The 17967-nt window shown below is 60.2% G+C and carries 25 protein-coding genes; 17 read left to right on the forward strand and 8 right to left on the reverse strand.

Going from position 1 to position 17967, the window contains the following annotated elements; all coding sequences use genetic code 11:
* Window positions 1–84: 84 nt before the first annotated feature.
* On the reverse strand, window positions 85–447 hold the full coding sequence (locus RLDS_RS47240) for a DUF2958 domain-containing protein (protein ID WP_021227447.1): 363 nt from the start codon (window positions 445–447) through the stop codon (window positions 85–87).
* A 134-nt stretch (window positions 448–581) separates the two neighbouring features.
* On the opposite strand from RLDS_RS47240, the gene RLDS_RS47245 reads away from it, so the two are divergent.
* Genes RLDS_RS47245 through RLDS_RS47255 form a run of 4 tightly spaced genes read left to right on the forward strand, consistent with a single transcriptional unit; the run spans window position 582 to window position 2005 of the window.
* Complete coding sequence (locus RLDS_RS47245) at window positions 582–791, forward strand: hypothetical protein (protein ID WP_021227448.1); 210 nt, start codon at window positions 582–584, stop codon at window positions 789–791.
* Window positions 767–937 carry a hypothetical protein gene (locus RLDS_RS56555; RefSeq protein WP_169534113.1) on the forward strand — a complete coding sequence of 57 codons (171 nt, stop codon included), beginning with the start codon at window positions 767–769 and terminating at the stop codon, window positions 935–937. Before RLDS_RS47245 ends, RLDS_RS56555 begins: the two co-directional genes overlap by 25 nt.
* 20 nt (window positions 938–957) lie before the next feature.
* Window positions 958–1761, forward strand: a complete 804-nt coding sequence (locus tag RLDS_RS47250) for an RES family NAD+ phosphorylase (RefSeq protein ID WP_031298722.1) — start codon at window positions 958–960, stop codon at window positions 1759–1761.
* Window positions 1739–2005, forward strand: a complete 267-nt coding sequence (locus tag RLDS_RS47255; RefSeq protein ID WP_236616901.1) for a DUF6771 family protein — start codon at window positions 1739–1741, stop codon at window positions 2003–2005. Before RLDS_RS47250 ends, RLDS_RS47255 begins: the two co-directional genes overlap by 23 nt.
* Before the next feature lie 18 nt (window positions 2006–2023).
* Here the strand turns inward: RLDS_RS47255 and RLDS_RS47260 are convergent, their stop codons facing one another.
* Window positions 2024–2560 (reverse strand): hypothetical protein, encoded by a 537-nt coding sequence (locus RLDS_RS47260; protein WP_021227452.1) that lies wholly within the window; start codon window positions 2558–2560, stop codon window positions 2024–2026.
* A gap of 122 nt (window positions 2561–2682) precedes the next feature.
* Between RLDS_RS47260 and RLDS_RS56095 the strand changes: the two genes are divergently transcribed.
* Entirely contained in the window at window positions 2683–3366 is a 684-nt protein-coding gene (locus tag RLDS_RS56095) for a thermonuclease family protein (protein ID WP_161626748.1), read from the forward strand.
* Between the two features lie 4 nt (window positions 3367–3370).
* Here the strand turns inward: RLDS_RS56095 and RLDS_RS47265 are convergent, their stop codons facing one another.
* The gene (locus tag RLDS_RS47265; protein WP_021227454.1) at window positions 3371–3982 is read right to left on the reverse strand and encodes a glycosyltransferase; all 612 of its coding nucleotides are present in this window, start codon (window positions 3980–3982) and stop codon (window positions 3371–3373) included.
* A gap of 78 nt (window positions 3983–4060) precedes the next feature.
* Here RLDS_RS47265 and nhaA point away from each other — a divergent pair, with 78 nt between their 5' ends.
* Together nhaA and RLDS_RS47275 are read left to right on the forward strand one after the other, a co-directional pair.
* Window positions 4061–5275: a Na+/H+ antiporter NhaA gene (nhaA, locus tag RLDS_RS47270; protein ID WP_021227455.1), complete on the forward strand. Its 1215-nt coding sequence runs from the start codon at window positions 4061–4063 to the stop codon at window positions 5273–5275.
* Between the two features lie 98 nt (window positions 5276–5373).
* On the forward strand, window positions 5374–5553 hold the full coding sequence (locus tag RLDS_RS47275) for a hypothetical protein (RefSeq protein WP_021227456.1): 180 nt from the start codon (window positions 5374–5376) through the stop codon (window positions 5551–5553).
* 26 nt (window positions 5554–5579) lie between these two features.
* On the opposite strand, the gene RLDS_RS47280 is transcribed toward RLDS_RS47275, so the two are convergent.
* Entirely contained in the window at window positions 5580–5978 is a 399-nt protein-coding gene (locus RLDS_RS47280; protein ID WP_021227457.1) for a low affinity iron permease family protein, read from the reverse strand.
* Between the two features lie 65 nt (window positions 5979–6043).
* Between RLDS_RS47280 and RLDS_RS47285 the strand changes: the two genes are divergently transcribed.
* The 4 genes from RLDS_RS47285 (at window position 6044) to RLDS_RS47300 (ending at window position 9491) form a co-directional block, all read left to right on the forward strand.
* Window positions 6044–6370, forward strand: a complete 327-nt coding sequence (locus RLDS_RS47285; RefSeq protein WP_021227458.1) for a hypothetical protein — start codon at window positions 6044–6046, stop codon at window positions 6368–6370.
* Between the two features lie 144 nt (window positions 6371–6514).
* On the forward strand, window positions 6515–7714 hold the full coding sequence (gene sucC / locus RLDS_RS47290) for an ADP-forming succinate--CoA ligase subunit beta (protein ID WP_031298725.1): 1200 nt from the start codon (window positions 6515–6517) through the stop codon (window positions 7712–7714).
* Between the two features lie 101 nt (window positions 7715–7815).
* Complete coding sequence (locus RLDS_RS47295; protein ID WP_021227460.1) at window positions 7816–8565, forward strand: electron transfer flavoprotein subunit beta/FixA family protein; 750 nt, start codon at window positions 7816–7818, stop codon at window positions 8563–8565.
* A complete protein-coding gene (locus RLDS_RS47300; protein WP_021227461.1) occupies window positions 8562–9491 on the forward strand; it encodes an electron transfer flavoprotein subunit alpha/FixB family protein in 930 nt (309 codons plus the stop codon). Before RLDS_RS47295 ends, RLDS_RS47300 begins: the two co-directional genes overlap by 4 nt.
* Window positions 9492–9566: 75 nt before the next feature.
* Here RLDS_RS47300 and RLDS_RS47305 read toward each other — a convergent pair whose 3' ends face one another.
* Together RLDS_RS47305 and RLDS_RS47315 are read right to left on the reverse strand one after the other, a co-directional pair.
* A complete protein-coding gene (locus tag RLDS_RS47305) occupies window positions 9567–9923 on the reverse strand; it encodes a glycine zipper 2TM domain-containing protein (RefSeq protein WP_021227462.1) in 357 nt (118 codons plus the stop codon).
* A gap of 213 nt (window positions 9924–10136) precedes the next feature.
* Window positions 10137–10352 (reverse strand): hypothetical protein, encoded by a 216-nt coding sequence (locus RLDS_RS47315; protein ID WP_021227464.1) that lies wholly within the window; start codon window positions 10350–10352, stop codon window positions 10137–10139.
* 133 nt (window positions 10353–10485) lie between these two features.
* On the opposite strand from RLDS_RS47315, the gene RLDS_RS47320 reads away from it, so the two are divergent.
* Window positions 10486–11088: a hypothetical protein gene (locus RLDS_RS47320; RefSeq protein ID WP_021227465.1), complete on the forward strand. Its 603-nt coding sequence runs from the start codon at window positions 10486–10488 to the stop codon at window positions 11086–11088.
* 114 nt (window positions 11089–11202) lie between these two features.
* Here RLDS_RS47320 and RLDS_RS47325 read toward each other — a convergent pair whose 3' ends face one another.
* The gene (locus RLDS_RS47325) at window positions 11203–12255 is read right to left on the reverse strand and encodes a ribonucleotide-diphosphate reductase subunit beta (RefSeq protein ID WP_021227466.1); all 1053 of its coding nucleotides are present in this window, start codon (window positions 12253–12255) and stop codon (window positions 11203–11205) included.
* A 103-nt stretch (window positions 12256–12358) separates the two neighbouring features.
* Between RLDS_RS47325 and RLDS_RS47330 the strand changes: the two genes are divergently transcribed.
* Window positions 12359–12622, forward strand: a complete 264-nt coding sequence (locus tag RLDS_RS47330; protein ID WP_031298727.1) for a DUF2171 domain-containing protein — start codon at window positions 12359–12361, stop codon at window positions 12620–12622.
* 46 nt (window positions 12623–12668) lie between these two features.
* Here RLDS_RS47330 and RLDS_RS47335 read toward each other — a convergent pair whose 3' ends face one another.
* Window positions 12669–14600: a ribonucleoside-diphosphate reductase subunit alpha gene (locus RLDS_RS47335; protein WP_408021187.1), complete on the reverse strand. Its 1932-nt coding sequence runs from the start codon at window positions 14598–14600 to the stop codon at window positions 12669–12671.
* A 517-nt stretch (window positions 14601–15117) separates the two neighbouring features.
* On the opposite strand from RLDS_RS47335, the gene RLDS_RS47340 reads away from it, so the two are divergent.
* The 4 genes from RLDS_RS47340 (at window position 15118) to RLDS_RS47355 (ending at window position 17966) form a co-directional block, all read left to right on the forward strand.
* Window positions 15118–15477: a DUF4440 domain-containing protein gene (locus tag RLDS_RS47340; RefSeq protein WP_021227469.1), complete on the forward strand. Its 360-nt coding sequence runs from the start codon at window positions 15118–15120 to the stop codon at window positions 15475–15477.
* Between the two features lie 80 nt (window positions 15478–15557).
* On the forward strand, window positions 15558–17078 hold the full coding sequence (locus RLDS_RS47345) for a fumarate hydratase (protein WP_021227470.1): 1521 nt from the start codon (window positions 15558–15560) through the stop codon (window positions 17076–17078).
* Complete coding sequence (locus RLDS_RS47350) at window positions 17075–17644, forward strand: hypothetical protein (RefSeq protein ID WP_021227471.1); 570 nt, start codon at window positions 17075–17077, stop codon at window positions 17642–17644. Before RLDS_RS47345 ends, RLDS_RS47350 begins: the two co-directional genes overlap by 4 nt.
* A gap of 70 nt (window positions 17645–17714) precedes the next feature.
* Window positions 17715–17966 carry a hypothetical protein gene (locus RLDS_RS47355; RefSeq protein ID WP_021227472.1) on the forward strand — a complete coding sequence of 84 codons (252 nt, stop codon included), beginning with the start codon at window positions 17715–17717 and terminating at the stop codon, window positions 17964–17966.
* The last annotated feature ends 1 nt before the right edge of the window (window position 17967 follow it).

Consider the following 17967-nt stretch of genomic DNA (forward strand, 5'->3'; position numbering starts at 1 on the left):
TTGCGATGTATTTTCCATCGCATATTTAGCAGAATGGAAAGCCCCGCAGATTGCTCTACGGGGCTTCACTAGAAGTGAGGCGGATTAGGCTTTTATGCGTCCCTGACTGCGCGCTTCCGCCGCATACTGAGACAGCGATTGGGTTGGGACAAAGGTAACGTCCTGCTCAATGCCAACGGCACCGCCGAGCATCTTAATTTCTGCCAGTTCATCAAGGCTGACATATCCAAGCTCAGGCGTGCCAAAGCCCAGATCGCATAGGCCAAATGCCAAGCCGTCCTCGTCGCATTCCGTGAGCAGCCACGTTGCCGCGCCGCAGGGATTGAATAGCTTGCAGATGGGGATGAAGTCGATTTCGCCGCCAGTGCCTTTTAGCGGCTGCTGCTGATCCCAATTCGCCCGCAAGCGCTGGAATGTGGCTTCTTGGATCATCTTCTTGAACGTCATTGTTGGCTCCTTTGTTTATGGCCAACAGACGATCAATAGGTCTTCTCATTGAAAGTCGATACAAAAAGGCATGACAGATATCGACTTCAAGACTCGTTAGTTCAGACTGACATTCTAACTTTAAGGAGAATGTTATGTTTAAGCCGTGGGAGAAATGGATTTTGCTTTTTGGTGCGATAATAGCAGTAGGTGATCTGTATGAGGTTGTGACGTATGATAAGCAGGATATCGCGGCAATCATCGCCCAAAAGTTGGATTTTTATATCGACGCCTTGAACGACCTGTTTAGATGGATTGGCAGTTACAAAGGAACTGCACCATGCAACAGCTTATTCAAGACGTGACAGAATATCTCGATATTGATCCTCGCTTTTGGAACAAGGACGAAGGCGAGTTTGAATATGACGGCGAGCAGGTGTTTTTTCGCAAGCTGTCAGATAGCGTCCTTCTCTTCGTTGAGGGTGTCGTTTATGAGGCTCTACGCCCATAACAATCTTCATAGGCTCTACTGTGACGCTGGATGACCCCTCTATCCCTGAGTTCGCATCGTGGCGCAGCTACGAGATTTTTGCTAAGCGAGTTCGCCATTCCAGCCGCTATGTTTGGAGTGATGAAGTCCAAGCATTCCTAGATACGGTTGTGGCTACAATCACCCAGCGAGACGGCGTTCTACAGGCGGGGCGCATTTTCTATCGCGCTCAGCGCGGCGTTGAATGGGAAGACCGACAGGACGACGACGGAAACTGGATAGGCGAAGACGTCTATGGTTTTGGTGGTAGCCGCATGAAGCCGTTGATAAATCGCGCCAAAGAGGGGCGCGCTAACCCCGCTGGCATTCCTGTCCTCTATATTGGTAGCAACCTCGACACGGCTGTTTCAGAGGTTCGCCCTTGGGTTGGCGCAGAGGTGTCAATTGCTCGCTGTAAAATCCTAAGGCCGCTTCGCACATTGGATTTGTCGCTCGGTCACGGCAAATCATCTTTTAAGCTCAAATTCCTTAATCCAGATTTGGAGCCGTCGGCAGAGGACAAGAAGTCTGCTGTGTGGACAGGTATCGACAATGCATTTTCTAAGCCGGTGACGCTCTCAGACGATGCCGCAGATTATGTTCCGACCCAAATCCTAGCAGAGCTATTCCGCAGCAACGGCTACGATGCCATCGCATATAAGAGTCAGTTTGGTGATGATGATGGGTTCAATATCGCTGTCTTTGACCTTGATGCTGTCGAGATAGCTACCTGCGCCCCTTACAGGGTGAAATCGATCAAAGTGGATGCCGAACAGATCGGTAATGACTGGTTTCGATCTCAATAAGGCATGGTGCAATCCGCTTGCCAATTCGTTCGTCATTTGTTCTCATGGGCGCATGGAACGAATCGACACCCATCAGCTATCAGAGGCCATCCTTCATGCCCCTGCGTGGGCGCGTGTTGGTATCACCATGCCTGACGAGGAAATGAGGGAGAAAGCCGCCACAGAGCTTGCCAACTCCATCCTTGAGCGGCTTTCTGATTATCCCGCGATCCCAGACCCAAACCAATTGAGCCTGTTCAAGTGAGGTTAGCGATGGGTGCCTTTATGCCGTCAGGCTCGCATCTTTCTCGAACGCTGCCTCAATGACAAGGCCGTCCAGCGCAAGTGCGGCATTGGCCTGTTCCAACGCAAACTCTCGTAGGTCGTCTGAAACAGGGAAGCCGCGCACAACCGCAGCGCCCCACATCGCTTGCACTGTCTGCTCTACGACTTCTCGCGTCTTACCGTTCACAACCAGAATGTTGATGAGGGGAAGGTTGCGATCGAAGCACCACACGCCCAGCGCTTCCAAGCTATTCAGCATAGGTCGCGCCCAAGCCTGTCCTGGGGGAATTGGCCCTTCATTGAATTCCAGCCAAAGGTCGCCATAGCTGACACGCCCATCGTCAGACGCATGGCTCATAGTCAGGATTTTGCGAGCAACTTCGATCAGCGGATACGGAGAGGCTTTCCTCCGTTGCAGTTCCAGCGCCAGTTCAACCCGTGGCCATTTGCCACCCTCAGTGACGCCAGCCTTATCGTAGTTGGCGATCATTATGTTGATTTCATCGACGGTCAGTTCGTGAAGCTGCCTAGCCATTAGTCTGCCAAGTCCTCCAGATTCTCAGAAGCCTGCTTGATATGAACCAGCGGCTTAACAAGCGGTAGCCATCGTTCAAAAATGCAATTACGCACGATTGCATTGGGGGGAGTTAAGTGGCGATGGGGCGGCGTTCTCAGCAGGGATTCTTGATAGAGCTTGCCATCGTTGGTGCGTTGGCAGGCGGTATATGGATCGAGAAAAACACCAGCATATCTGGTCTGTTTGTCATCGTGCCATCCTTAGCTGTGTTGGTCCCGCTCTTCTTTTGGAACTATATGCGTCCCTATGGACGGCGGCATAAATGGCAGCCTCGTTCTAATGGCTGGCAACAGCCTCAAAAGCGCGCAATGCCCGCATGGCAGATGTATGGCTTTGCGGGACTGCTGGTAGTCGCCGCGTTCTGCATCGTGTTTTTTTGGCCAACCAATGCGCCATCGCAAGAGATGCGCGATGCCTCATCCAGCCGTTTTTCCTGCGCTGTGAAGAGCATCACGGATGGCGACACGCTTCGCTGCGAGGATGGCAATAGGATACGCCTCCATGCTGTCGCTGCGCGTGAGAAGGACGAATCCTGTAGCCCAGGTCATCCATGTCCATCTGCATCAGGCGCAGCAGCAACGGCAAAGCTGACTGAATTAGCGGCTGGCCAAACGCTACAGTGCGAGCAGGTTGGCACCAGCTACAACCGCATAACAGCCGTTTGCTGGAATGAAGCGAACACGGAGATCAATTGCGCCATGGTCCAAAGCGGCACTACCGTCGTTTGGCCAAAGTTCAACGCGCAAAGGCGCATTTGTGGATAACGGGTTATGCAGCTACGCTAAATTGACGGGTAGGGGAGGGCATAATTCGCAGTTTTCTGCGGGTTTCAGGAAATACAACCGTAACCACTTGCTCCGCATCGTGCAGCAGGACCGCCTTGTAGCGGAAACCCTCCTGTTCCTCCTCCGCCCGCATCGCGCGCCAGAGCAGGTTGAGGCAATCAGCCTTGGTCGTCGGACCCGGACGGTCATTGATGCACAGCATCATGCGGGCGTCGTCACAGGCCAGATCCGCGACCGCGTCGATGGTCGCCGCGTCATTGGGATATGCGCCGATGAAAATGCGATAGGGCGCGTCGCCCCAGCTGGCGCGCGCATGGCCCAGCATCGCGGCGATGACGTCCGATTCCTGCCATGCCGGAACGAAGACCGCGATTTTTCCGGGGCGCGCCGACTGCGGAAGGCCCGGGGCCGTCATGCGCTCATGCCGGCCGTAGATGACCAGATCGCGCCAGGCCTTGCGCCCGAAATAGAGAAGGTCGATCAACAGATCGTCAAGGCCGCCGATCGCCAGCCCGACCGCCGCAAAGAGCAGGATTTCATGATGCACCGCGACGAGAAGCGCGGCCGTCCCTGCCCCCAAAGGCTTGACCCCCATGCCTAATCAGGGGAGAGGATGCCATCAGCCTTCCCGCTATCCAACCCCCTGCATGGCAAACAGAGGAAATATTCGCGCATGATCCAACGCCCATCATCGGCCCTGAGGGATTTTCTGACCGGAGAAGCCGGTGGCGCGGTCCTGCTCATCATGGCTGCGGCGTTGGCCATGCTGCTCGCAAACCTGCCCGCAGCGGGGCATTTCTATCATGATCTGGTCCATGCGCAGGTCGGCCCCATGCTGACGCCCAAGCTGGGGCCGATGACGGTCCATTTGTGGATCAATGACGGGCTGATGGCGATTTTCTTCCTGGTCGTCGGACTGGAGATCAAGCGCGAGTTTTTGGACGGTGGGCTTTCCACCTGGGAGCGGCGGCGCTTGCCCGTTTTGGCGGCAGTTGCCGGCATGGTGTTTCCCGCCATCGTCTATCTGCTCGTCACCGGCGGTGAGCCGGGGCTGACCAACGGATGGGCGATTCCCGCCGCGACCGACATCGCCTTTGCCATCGGCGTGCTGGCGCTGCTGGGCGACCGCGCGCCCGCATCACTTAAACTGTTCCTGACCGCTGTTGCCATCGTCGATGACATGGGCGCGGTGGCGATCATCGCGCTCGTCTATACGCAGGGGTTGGACCTGACCGCGCTGACGGGCGCGGCGGTGGTGCTCGCGGTGCTGTACGGTATGAACCGCGCGGGTGTGAAGGCGCTGACGCCCTATATGATCGGCTTCGCCTTGCTGTGGTATTTCACCCTGTTGTCGGGCGTACATGCGACAGTCGCGGGCGTGCTGGCGGCGCTTACCATTCCGATCCGCTGCACGCCAGGTGCCCCCGACGCGGTCGACAGCCCGCTCCATCGGCTTGAGCATGCGGTCCATCCCTGGAGCGCCTACCTCATCATCCCCCTGTTCGGGTTCGTGAATGCCGGCCTGGCGCTCAACGCGCAGATGTTTGCGCTGCTGCTGGAGCCGCTTCCGCTGGGCGTGGCGCTTGGCCTGTTCGTGGGCAAGCAGCTTGGCATTTTCGGCGCGATCTGGGCCGCCGTGCGTCTGAATATCGCCGATTGTCCGTCCGGCGCCAACTGGACGCAGATTTACGGCATGTCGCTGCTATGCGGCATCGGCTTTACCATGAGCCTGTTCATCGGCGGGCTTGCCTTCCCCGGACAGGCCATTTTGGTGGAAGAGGCCAAGGGCGGCATTTTGATGGGATCGCTGCTGTCGGCGCTGGTCGGCTTCGCTGTCCTGCGCTGGGCCGCGCCGGGCGAGCGACGGGCCGAGATGGCAGCCGGATAATCGGTTCGCACGGCGATCCCGTCATGCTATGATCATGGTGCCGCTCCGATAAGGATCGGCCTTTTCGACCAGACTCACTCAACCGGAGGAAGGCGATCATGATCAGGGAGACGGATGTCAATTATCTGCTGCTGCGCCAGCAGATATCCATGGCGCGGGCGCAGTCCAGCCCGTCTAGACAGGGCCGTGCCGCCTATGAAGGGCTTGCCCGCGGCTATAGCGAGCAAATCGACGCCTATCGCCGCGCGAACGTAGAGATGGTCGACCGCGCGCATTGACGCAAATGGCGAGCGGATAGCTCGCGTTAGCGCCGTTGGATCAGCCGTTCGATCGCCAGCTTGTGCGTGGCATCGTCCCCGCACTCCTGTTCCAGCACTTGCTTGATGCGCTCCAGCTGCGCTTCGGTCAGATGCTCGATCCCGATGAAGTCGTTGCGCGCCCCGTCGATCGCGCGGATCAGTTCGTCGAGCTTCGCCTGAATGGCCGCGCCATCGCGATTCTGCGCATTCTGGATCAGGAATACCATCAGGAAGGTGACGATGGTCGTGCCAGTGTTGATCACCAGCTGCCACGTATCGGAATAACCGAAGACCGGGCCGGTCACGAGCCAGACGAGAACGGTCAGCGCCGCGAGGATGAAGGCGGCCGGCTGCCCCGCCCAGCTGGCAATGCGGTGGGAAAGCGCGGCAAAAATCCTGTCCATGGCGTCATGTCCTTTTCGACGGACCGTTTAGGCTCCGTTCAACCCGCCGTTGCCATGATCGCGTGATGACCGCCACTGTCTTTCGCACCACGCGTTTCGCCTTCGCCCTCCTCCCCCTGCTCGCGGCCTGCACGAGCCTGTCGCCCGAATCACGCCTGGCGGCGGGGCTGGAGGATGCCGGATTATCGAAGCCTATGGCCCAGTGCATGGCCAAGCGGATGGCGTCCCGACTGAGCCTTGCGCAATTGCGCAAGCTCCAGTCGCTTGGCACACTCCGCAAACCGCAAGGCGAAGCGCAAACCGTAGAGGAATTGGTACGCAAACTGCGCGCCCTGGGTGATCCGGAGATCGTCGCCGTTTCGGGAAAAGCGGCTTTTTCCTGCGCATTCTAGCACGCGTTTCGCATTCCCGGACTGAAACTGCCCGCTCGGGTTTTGCAATTTTGCAAAGTGATTTTGCAAAATTTTCTGGCGTCGGGCCGGGGCTATGCCTATGCCCGGCGCAACAGCTTGAAACGCAAAAGGACGGGCGAGCCCATGAATATTCATGAATATCAGGCCAAGGAATTGCTGGCGAAATATGGCGCGCCGATCGCCGCCGGCTACCCCGCCTTCTCCGTGGAAGAAGCGGTCGAGGCCGCCAAGAAGCTGCCCGGGCCGCTCTATGTCGTGAAGTCGCAGATCCATGCCGGCGGTCGCGGCAAGGGCAAGTTCAAGGAACTCGGCCCCGACGCGAAGGGCGGCGTGCGCCTCGCCTTCAACCTGGACGAAGTAAAGGCCCACGCGACCGACATGCTGGGCAACACGCTGGTCACGATCCAGACCGGCGAAGCGGGCAAGCAGGTCAATCGCCTCTACATCACCGACGGCGCGGACATCGCCAAGGAATTTTACCTCGCCCTGCTGGTCGATCGCGCCACCAGCCGTATCGCTATCGTCGTGTCGACCGAAGGCGGCATGGACATCGAGGAAGTCGCCCATTCGACGCCGGAAAAGATTCACAGCTTCTCAGTCGATCCCGCTTCGGGCTTCCAGCCGCACCATGGCCGCGCCGTCGCCGCCGCGCTGGGCCTCACCGGCGATCAGGCCAAGCAGGCCGCCAAGGTCGCCTCCTCGCTCTACGCCGCCTTCCTCGACACCGACGCCGAGCAGATCGAGGTCAATCCGCTGGCGCTGACCGAGCAGGGCAACCTCCTCGTCCTCGACGCCAAGGTCGGTTTCGACGGCAACGCCATGTTCCGTCACAAGGACATCGCCGAACTGCGCGACCTGACCGAAGAAGACGCCGCCGAAGTCGAAGCGTCGAAATACGACCTCGCCTACATCAAGCTGGACGGCAATATCGGCTGCATGGTGAATGGCGCGGGCCTGGCCATGGCGACGATGGACATCATCAAGCTGAACGGCGAATTCCCCGCCAACTTCCTGGACGTGGGCGGCGGCGCCAGCACGGAAAAGGTGACGGCAGCCTTCAAGATCATCCTGAAGGATCCGGCGGTCAAGGGCATCCTCGTCAACATCTTCGGCGGCATCATGAAGTGCGACATCATCGCCAATGGCATCGTCGCTGCTGCCAAGGAAGTGAACCTGTCGGTTCCGCTGGTCGTTCGCCTGGAAGGCACCAACGTCCAGCAGGGCAAGGACATATTGGCCAATTCGGGTCTGCCGATCGTCCCGGCCGACGATCTGGGCGACGCGGCCAAGAAGATCGTGGCGGAAGTGAGGAAGGCGGCCTGATCGCTCTCCCCGCCTAGACGCAAACATCCAACAGGGTGCGGGTGGTCCGGAAACGGACTGCCCGCGCCCGCGTTGGCATTTTTCATAAGGAGGATGTTGAAATGAAGATCCTTGTGCCCGTGAAACGGGTCATCGACTATAATGTGAAGCCGCGGGTGAAGGCGGACGGCACGGGCGTCGACCTGGCCAACGTCAAGATGAGCATGAACCCGTTTGACGAAATCGCTGTCGAGGAAGCCATTCGCCTGAAGGAAAAGGGTGCGGCGACGGAAGTCGTGGCGGTGTCGATCGGCGTCGCCAAGGCGCAGGAAACGCTGCGCACCGCGCTCGCCATGGGTGCCGACCGCGCGATCCTGATCCAGACCGACGACGAGGTGGAGCCGCTCGGCGTCGCCAAGCTGCTCGCCAAGGTGCAGGAAGAAGAAGCCGCCGGCCTCATCATCCTGGGCAAGCAGGCGATCGACGATGACAGCAACCAGACCGGCCAGATGCTCGCTGCATTGCTCGGTCGGCCGCAGGGCACGTTCGCCAGCAAGGTCGAGGTGGAAGGTGATGCAGTCAGCGTCACGCGCGAAGTTGATGGCGGGCTGGAGACGGTGAAGCTCACCACGCCTGCGATCATCACTACCGACCTGCGCCTCAACGAGCCTCGCTATGCTTCGCTGCCCAACATCATGAAGGCCAAGTCCAAGCCCCTCGCGACCAAGACGCCTGCGGACTATGGCGTCGATATCAGCCCGCGCCTGGAAACGCTGTCGGTCGCGGAACCGGCCAAGCGGTCGGCTGGCATCAAGGTTGCCGACGTCGATGAACTGGTCACGAAGCTCAAGTCCATGGGAGTTGCCGCATGAAGACGCTGGTATGGGTTGAACATGAGGGCGGCGCGGTCAAGGACGCCACCCTGTCTGCCGTCACCGCCGCTGCGAAGCTGGGCGAAGTCCACCTGCTGGTAGCTGGCGAAAATGTCGGTGGCATCGCGGATGCCGCGGCGAAGATTGCCGGCGTGGACAAGGTGCATGTTGCCGATGACGCGGCCCTGGGTCATGCGCTGGCCGAAAATGTCGCGCCGCTGGTCGTGCAGCTGATGGCCGATCATGACGCCTTCGTCGTTCCGGCGACCAGCAATGGCAAGAATATCGCGCCCCGCGTCGCCGCCCTGCTGGACGTCATGCAGATCAGCGACATATTGTCGGTCGAAAGCGAAGACACGTTCACCCGCCCGATCTATGCCGGCAATGCGATCGCCACGGTCAAGTCCAAGGATGCGAAGAAGGTCATCACCGTCCGTGGCACCGCCTTTGAAAAGGCTGCGTCCGAGGGCGGTTCGGGCACGGTGGAATCGATCGCGTCGACCGGCGACGCAGGCCTGTCGTCCTTCGTTGGCGCCGAGATCGCCAGGCTGGAGCGGCCGGAACTGACCAGCGCCAAGGTGATCGTGTCGGGTGGCCGCGCGCTCAAGGATGGTGAGACGTTCGAACAGCTGATCTTCCCATTGGCCGACAAGCTGGGCGCCGCCGTTGGCGCCAGCCGGGCGGCCGTGGACGCCGGCTATGTGCCCAATGATTATCAGGTCGGGCAAACCGGAAAGATCGTTGCGCCGGAAGTCTATATCGCCGTCGGCATTTCCGGCGCGATCCAGCATCTGGCGGGGATGAAGGACAGCAAGACGATCATCGCGATCAACAAGGACGAGGATGCGCCGATTTTCCAGGTGGCGGACATCGGCCTGGTCGGCGACCTGTTCAAGGTCGTGCCGGAGCTGACCGAGAAGCTCTGAAAGAAACACGGACAAGGAAAAGGGCGCGGAGGATGATCTCCGCGCCCTTTTTCACGTCATGAGCGAATGATCCAGTTATTCGCAGTTGATGTCGTTTTTGTCGATGGCGCGACCAGCCAGCGCTCCGCCACCGGCACCCAGGATGGTGCCCAGCGTCTTCGATCCGCCCGGAGCGATGACATTGCCCAGCACGCCGCCGGCAAGCGCGCCGACGATCGTCCCTGTGGTGCCATCGTCGCGCTTGCAATAATAGCGGCCGTCGCGGTCGCGATAGATCTGGTCATTGTCGCCCAGACGACGGCGATGGTGACGGGGACCACCATTATAATTTCCCGGACGGTCGTAGCCATAGCCACCGCCATAATTGTCCGAGGCGCACGCGCCGAGCGGAAGCATGGCAAGCATCGCCACAGCGAGAATGGGTTTGCGCATGATGGTCTCCTTCTACCTAAAAGCTGTGACCGACCAACACCGCGCCATCGATATGGTTGCCTGTCGAACAGGATTGCGGGGGACGGGCGTAAAAAGAAGCCGCCCGCTCGCTGCCGTGAGAGGGGGGGAGTGCGGCAGCGAGCGGGCGGCGGCCGGCTGCGTCGTCGGGGGGCAAAGACGCGGCCGGAAACTGGATATGATGTGGGACGGCGCTTAGTTGGGAAGCGGCCGCGCCGTGCTGGTCGTGGGGCTGACCATCGGGGTCGTGTCGGTCGTGACGCCATTCTGCGCGCGCTGTTCGTCCAGCTTGACCTTCGCTTCGTTGAAGCGGGTGCTGAGGTCGTTCTTGAACTCGGTCAGCTTGCCTTCGTCATACAGCTTCTTGCCGACATAGCCGGCGATGGCGCCGAAAATCAGGGTACGGATCATATTCTTTCTCCTTCGCAACGCCGTTGAGAGGCGTTTGACCCAATAACCTGTTGACCGCCGCCCGGTTCCAACCCGATGTGGAGAAACGACGGCCCTTGGCGGACGTGCGATGGATGGAAGGGACTGGGGGCAAATGTCGGCTTTCGACCTTGTATTTGCGGTGTTCGGCCTGCTGCTGGGATTGGCGGTCTGCGAAGTGCTGGCCGGATTTGCGCGCGTCCTGAAACTGAAGCGCGGCGCCCGGCCGGTCAGAATTGGATGGCTTACCCCGCTCCTTGGGCTATTCGTCATGCTGGACCTGACCAGCTTCTGGGGTCTGGCCTTCATGGCGCGCGACCAGATGGACGCCAGCTATCTCACGCTCGCCATCGTGCTGGCGATCACCGGCGGCTATTATCTGGTGGCTTCGCTGATCTTCCCCGACGAACCGGAGGAATGGCCGGACTTCGATCTGTGGTATGAGCGCCAGAAGCAAATGGTGATCGGCGGGCTGCTCAGCATCAATATCGTCACGATGATCGCCACGAGCATCCTCGACGCGGTGCGACCCGTGCCCGAAGCGCCGCCGGGGCCGGCGGGCGACATCGGCTTTCTGATCTATGGACTGGGGGCGATGGTGCTGTTCGTCCTGCTGATCGCGCTGCTGTTCGTCAAAAACCGCCGCTGGAACGTGGCGATGCTGGCGGCGCTGAACCTCATTTTGCTGGGGACCAGCATCCTGGAGGATTTCATCTGAAGATGGGCGGGCGAAGGACCTTCGCCGCATCCCCATTGCGCGCTTGTCCATGACGGCGATGGGCCGCCACCCCGGATGGGATAGCGGCCCCTCGCTTGGCATGAATGCAGCGTCTTATTCGGCCGCGATCCCTGCGGCCTTGAACATATCGGGGCCTTCCTCGTCGGCATTGGCGGCAGCGCCGCCCTTGATCTTCTGGCGACGGTCGAACGCATCCCACACGTCATTCCATTGGCCGCGCGTCGCAGCCTTTGAATATTCGGTCGCGCGGGTTTCGAAGAAATTGGCATGTTCCACGCCGTTCAGCAGCGGGGTGAGCCAGGGGAGCGGATGCTCGTCGATCATGTAGATGGGCTTCAAGCCCAGCTGCCCCAGTCGCCAGTCGGCGATGTAGCGGACATATTTCTTGATGTCCTTGGGCGTCATGCCGGGCACCGGACCCATTTCGAACACCAGGTCGACGAAGGCGTCCTCGATGCGGACCGTCTTCTGGCACATGTCCATGATGTCGTCCTTGACGCTGGCGGTCAGGCAGTCGCGTTCCTTTACAAAGGCGTGGAACAGGCGCACGATCCCTTCGCAATGGAGCGTTTCGTCGCGCACCGACCAGCTGACGATCTGGCCCATGCCCTTCATCTTGTTGAAGCGCGGGAAGTTCATCAGCATCGCGAAGGAGGCGAAAAGCTGCAGCCCTTCGGTAAAGCCGCCGAACATCGCCAGCGTCTTGGCGATGTCCTCATCGGTGTCGACGCCGAACTGTTGCAGATAGTCGTGTTTGTCCTTCATCTCCTTATACTGCATGAAGGCGCTATATTCGCTTTCGGGCATCCCGATTGTGTCGAGCAGGTGCGAATAGGCGGCGATGTGGACCGTTTCCATGTTGCTGAACGCGGTCAGCATCATCTTCACTTCGGTCGGCTTGAACACGCGGCCATATTTTTCGTGGTAGCAATCCTGCACTTCCACGTCCGCCTGGGTGAAGAAGCGAAAGATTTGCGTCAGCAGGTTGCGCTCATGGTCGCTGAGCTTCTGCGCCCAGTCGCGGCAATCCTCGCCCAACGGCACTTCCTCGGGCAGCCAGTGCAGCTGCTGCTGGCGCTTCCAGAACTCATAGGCCCAGGGATATTCGAAGGGCTTGTAGACCTTGGAGGCTTGGAGAAGGGGCATTTCGGGTTACTCCGGGGCGAATGCGTTATCAGGAAAGGATCGTTGCAACCGGGCCAGCGGACGAACGTTGATGCGCCGTCCCCTCAGCAACAGGAGAGCAATGATGGTCGATTTGAGCCAGATCAAGGAACATGCAGAAGTCATCGGCGCCGACGGCGTCCATGTGGGCACCGTCGACCATGTCGAGGGCGACCGCATCAAGTTGACCAAGAAGGACAGTGGGGCGCAGGTCGAAGGTGCTACCGGAAGCCATGAAGGGCATCATCATTATATTTCAAAGGGCCTGGTCGCGGAGGTCGAGAGCGACGGACGGGTGCGCCTGTCCGCCAATGCCGACGTCGCGGTGACGTTCGAAGAAGAAAAATGAGACAGCGGGCGCGGCGGAGACATCCGCCGCGCCGCTTGCGCCCATATTATTGACAGGCGAGACATTCGTCATAATCCGTCGTCTCGGCGATTTCGAACCGGGGCGCGTCGATCGTATTGTCTGCTTCCACGCCGCCGGCGAAGCCCGCGCGCTGCACCGATTTCGACCGCAGATAATAAAGCGACTTGATGCCCAGTTCCCAGGCGCGGAAATGGAGCATCAGCAGATCCCATTTCTCCACATCCGCCGGGATGAACAGATTGAGTGACTGCGCCTGGTCGATATAGGGCGTGCGGTCGGCCGCGAGTTCGAGCAGCCAGCGCTGGTCGATCTCGAAACTGGTCTTGAACACATCCTTTTCTTCCTGGGTCAGGAAGTCGAGATGCTGGACCGACCCGCCGCGTTCGAGGATCGAGTTCCAGACGGCCGTACTGTCCTTGGACTTGGCTGCCAGCAGCTTTTCCAGATAGGGGTTCTTGACCGCGAAGCTGCCCGACAACGTCTTATGCGTGTAGATGTTCGCGGGAATAGGCTCGATACAGGCCGACACGCCACCGCAGATGATGGAAATGGACGCGGTGGGCGCGATCGCCATCTTGCAGCTGAAACGCTCCATCACGCCCTGATCGGCGGCGTCGGGGCAAGGACCGCGCTCCTGCGCCAGCAGCATGGATGCCTCGTTCACCTTGGCATTGATATGCTTGAAGATGCGCAGGTTCCACGACTTGGCCATCGCCCCTTCGAATGGGATGTTGCGCGCCTGGAGGAAGCTGTGGAAGCCCATGACGCCCAGTCCGACCGAGCGTTCACGCATCGCGCTATATTTGGCGCGCGCCATTTCCGGCGGCGCGCGGTCGATATAGTCTTGAAGCACATTGTCGAGGAAGCGCATGATATCCTCGGCAAAGGTCGGATGATCCTTCCACTCGTCCCAGGTTTCCAGGTTCATCGAGGACAGGCAGCAGACCGCCGTGCGGTCATTGCCGAGATGGTCGCGACCCGTCGGCAAAGTGATTTCCGAACAGAGGTTCGAGGTCGACACCTTCAGTCCCAGTTCGCGGTGATGCTTGGGCATCATCCGGTTCACGGTATCGTTGAAGACGATATAAGGCTCGCCGGTGGCGAGGCGCACCTCGACCAGCTTCTGGAACAAAGCGCGGGCATTCACAGTGCCGCGTACCGACTGGTCCTTGGGACTACGCAAGTGGAAGTCGGCGCCATCGCGCACCGCTTCCATGAACTCGTCGGTCAGCAGCACGCCGTGATGAAGGTTGAGCGCCTTGCGGTTGAAGTCGCCGCTCGTCTTGCGGATTTCGAGGAACTCCTCGATCTCCGGATGGGAGATGTCGAGATAGCAGGCAGCCGAGCCGCGACGTAGCGACCCCTGACTGATCGCGAGGGTCAGCGAGTCCATCACGCGCACGAACGGGATGATGCCGCTGGTCTTGCCGTTGAGGCCCACCGGCTCGCCAATGCCGCGCACATTGCCCCAATAAGTGCCGATGCCGCCGCCGCGCGAGGCGAGCCAGACATTCTCGTTCCAGGTGTTGACGATGCCTTCCAGGCTGTCGTCGACGCTGTTGAGATAGCAGCTGATCGGCAGGCCGCGCCCGGTGCCGCCGTTCGACAGGACGGGGGTGGCGGGCATGAACCAGAGCCTGGAGATATAGTCGTAGACCCGCTGCGCATGATCGGCATCGTCGGCATAGGCGGCGGCGACACGCGCGAAGAGGTCCTGATAGGATTCGCCGGGCAGGAGATAGCGATCGTTCAGCGTTTCCTTGCCAAATTCGGTCAGCAGCGCATCGCGCGACGCGTCGGTCACGACAGGAAAACGGCGCGCCAACACCGTGGAGGACGTCACCGGCTCGGCCGCCTCGCCCTGCGTCGTTGCCGCTTCGCTCATCTTTTCGAGCACTTCGTCCATCACCGTCGCCACGTCACCCGTCCCTGCCTGTCCACTGTCGCGAAAATCCATCTGCGAGTCCCCGATGTTCCTGTTTCGTTCGATTCGGTCAAGCGCGATTGCGGCAAAGCGCATCTTCGCATCGACCGGTCCACAGGGGCACGGAAATGGGCCAACTTATCGGATCGCCGGGCCGGGAATCGGCCCCTCCCCCAGATAGGTATCCAGGAGGGCAATCACAATCTGTTGGGTAACCCCCGTTAACCCGATACAAGGGATAGTGCCACAGCGTGCCCATGGCGCAAGGGGGTAAATGACGATTTGGGGACTCGCACGAGCCATGGCCGGTTCCTACTGCCTATGTCGCGCAGCAGCGACGCGCGCTCCTCCCTTGCTCTCAAAAAAGGCAAGGGGGTGATGAGGGAAAGAAAAATAAATTTGCCTTGCCACGAAAATGCGCGCGCCGGTGCCGCCCCATAGCCCCGAACACAGGTCGCGCGACAGGAATCTCTTTCGCGAAGATAAGCAGACGGAGCCTTTCGGTCCGGCAAGCGCTTGATGTGTATCCCCCGGACAGGAAAGGCTATTCATGGAAGACGCACGCGTCTGGCAGTTCGAAGAAAGCCTGTGGACCAGCGACCCGGCCCATTATGCACAAGCCATAGATGATGAAGCGCTGATGGTCGTGCCGGCACCGCCCTATGTCCTCAAAGGGCGCGATGCCGCAGACGCAATGGCCGATACGCCGCGCTGGGACAGCGTGGATTTCGCCGAGCGCCAAGTGATGCGGCCGCAGGAGGGATTGATCGTCATCGCGTACAAGGCCACGGCCAGGCGCGGCGAGCAGGATGGCTATGAAGCGCATTGCACATCCACCTATCGCCGCCTCGCCCACGACGAATGGCGCGTCGTCCAGCACCAGCAGACGCCCCCGCTGACGGCAAGTTGACCCTATCGGTCAAAACCCTATAGCCGCCGATGCGAAGACCCGCCGTGCAGGGCGGGCGGCAGATATAGGGATTTGGGTAGATGACGCTCATCAAGACCGCCGACCTCATCGAGAGCGTCGCCGACGCGCTCCAGTTCATCAGCTATTATCACCCGATGGATTATATCCGGGCGCTGGGCAAAGCCTATGAGGCGGAAGCCAATCCGGCGGCGAAGGATGCCATCGCGCAGATCCTGACCAACAGTCGCATGTGCGCCGAAGGGCATCGCCCGATCTGTCAGGATACGGGCATCGTCAATGTCTTCATCAAATGGGGCATGGACTGCCGGTTGGACGACAATAGCCGATCGATGCAGGAGGTCGTGGATGAGGGCGTGCGCCGCGCCTATCTGAACCCCGAAAATCGCCTGCGCGCGTCCATCCTGCGCGATCCCGCCTTCAGCCGCCAGAATACGAAGGACAACACGCCCTGCGTATTGAACGTGGAAATGGTGCCGGGCGACAAGGTGGTCGTTGACGTTGCGGCCAAGGGCGGCGGGTCGGAGAACAAGACCAAGTTCAAGATGATGAACCCCAGCGATTCGATCGTCGACTGGGTACTCGAAATGCTGCCACAGATGGGCGCGGGCTGGTGCCCGCCCGGCATGCTGGGCATCGGCATCGGCGGCACGGCGGAAAAGGCCGTCGCGCTCGCCAAGGAAAGCCTGATGGACCCGATCGACATGGGCGAGCTCAAGGTGCGCGGGCCGCAGAACAAGATCGAGGAACTGCGGATCGAGCTGTATGACAAGGTGAATGCGTTGGGCATCGGGGCGCAGGGCCTTGGCGGGCTGTCGACCGTGCTCGACGTCAAGATCCACGACTATCCCTGCCATGCGGCGGGCAAGCCCGTGGCCATGATCCCCAATTGCGCCGCGACGCGTCACGCGCATTTCACGCTCGATGGGTCGGGGCCGGCCTATCTGGAAGCGCCCAAGCTCAGCGAATGGCCGCAGGTCGACTGGAAGCCAAGCAAGGAAGCGATCCGCGTCGACCTCGACACGCTGACGCCGGAGGTCGTTCAAAGCTGGAAGCATGGCGACCGGCTGCTCTTGAATGGCAAGATGCTGACCGGCCGTGACGCCGCGCATAAGCGGATCGCCGACATGCTGGACAAGGGCGAGGACCTGCCCGTCGATTTCAAAGGCCGCGTCATATACTATGTCGGGCCGGTCGATCCGGTGCGTGACGAAGTGGTCGGCCCCGCCGGTCCCACCACCGCGACGCGCATGGACAAGTTCATGAACATGATGCTGGAACAGGGCCTGGCCGCCTGCGTCGGCAAGGCCGAGCGCGGGCCTGCTGCTACCGAGAGCATCGCACGGCACAAGAGCGCCTATCTGATGGCGGTCGGCGGCGCGGCCTATCTGGTCGCCCGCGCGATCAAGGAAGCCAAGGTCGTGGGCTTTGCGGACCTGGGCATGGAGGCGATCTACGAGTTCACGGTCGAGGACATGCCCGTCACCGTCGCGGTCGACAGCGAAGGGCAGAATGTCCACCGCCTCGCGCCGCTGGTGTGGCAGGAAAAGATCGCCAAGGAAAAGCTACTGGAGCGGGCGTGACGTTCCAGCCATTCGGCACCCGCGTCAATCTCTATAGCCCCTTGCCGCCGGACATGTGCCGGCGGCAACTGGAGGCAAAATTCGTCCGGGGCTGGGACCGACCTTTCGATCAGCGTCCGCGCGGAAAATTTTTCGGCAGTTTGCTGATCATGTGGCTGGGCGCCTACGACTGGATCAATCGCGGTTCGGAAGCAAAGCTCATTTTATGGATCGCGCCCGCAGGATCGGGCACCCGGATTCATGGTCGTGCCGTTCCGGGGATCCAGATCATATTATGCCTGATCCCGGCAATCTTCATGGCCATATGGGCCAGCGCCGCCCTGTTGGCATATCGCCCGGATCATGCGCCAGCGGACCCGATAACCTATGCCATCGTCAAGATCATTCTCGCTGTTTGCCCGCTCGCTCTGGCCGCCGGCTTCTGGTGGACAGCCCATATATCCAGACGAGATGGAAGACCGCTGGTCACATTCATCAAGCGCATAGTCTCTGCGCAGGACATCGGACCTTCGCCAGCCGCCATAGAAAATCACCCCTGCGAGACTGGGCCAGAACAAACTGACTAACCCTGATCAAGCCGCAGGAACCAGCGCCCCTGACCGGCATTGATTGCGGCACCCCCAGCCGGAGTCTGCCATGTCCTTCACGCAACTCGACCCGCCCCTTCCCGTCGATGTCCAGGGCAAGGGGAAGGGCTTTGCCTTTGCCGTCATCGACTATGGCCAAGAGCATAACCTCATCTGGGTGACGGGGCTAAGCGATTCGGGCGAAATCTGGTGCGCGCCCAACCCCATGGTCCGTTTGCAGACCAACTGGACGATGGGGCGGGAGCCTCACCCCGGCGGCGACTGGCAGGGCGTGACACTCGCCCCGCTCAAGCCCAGCTAGA

This window comes from Sphingobium lactosutens DS20, assembly GCF_000445105.1.
Taxonomy (GTDB): Bacteria; Pseudomonadota; Alphaproteobacteria; order Sphingomonadales; family Sphingomonadaceae; genus Sphingobium; species Sphingobium lactosutens.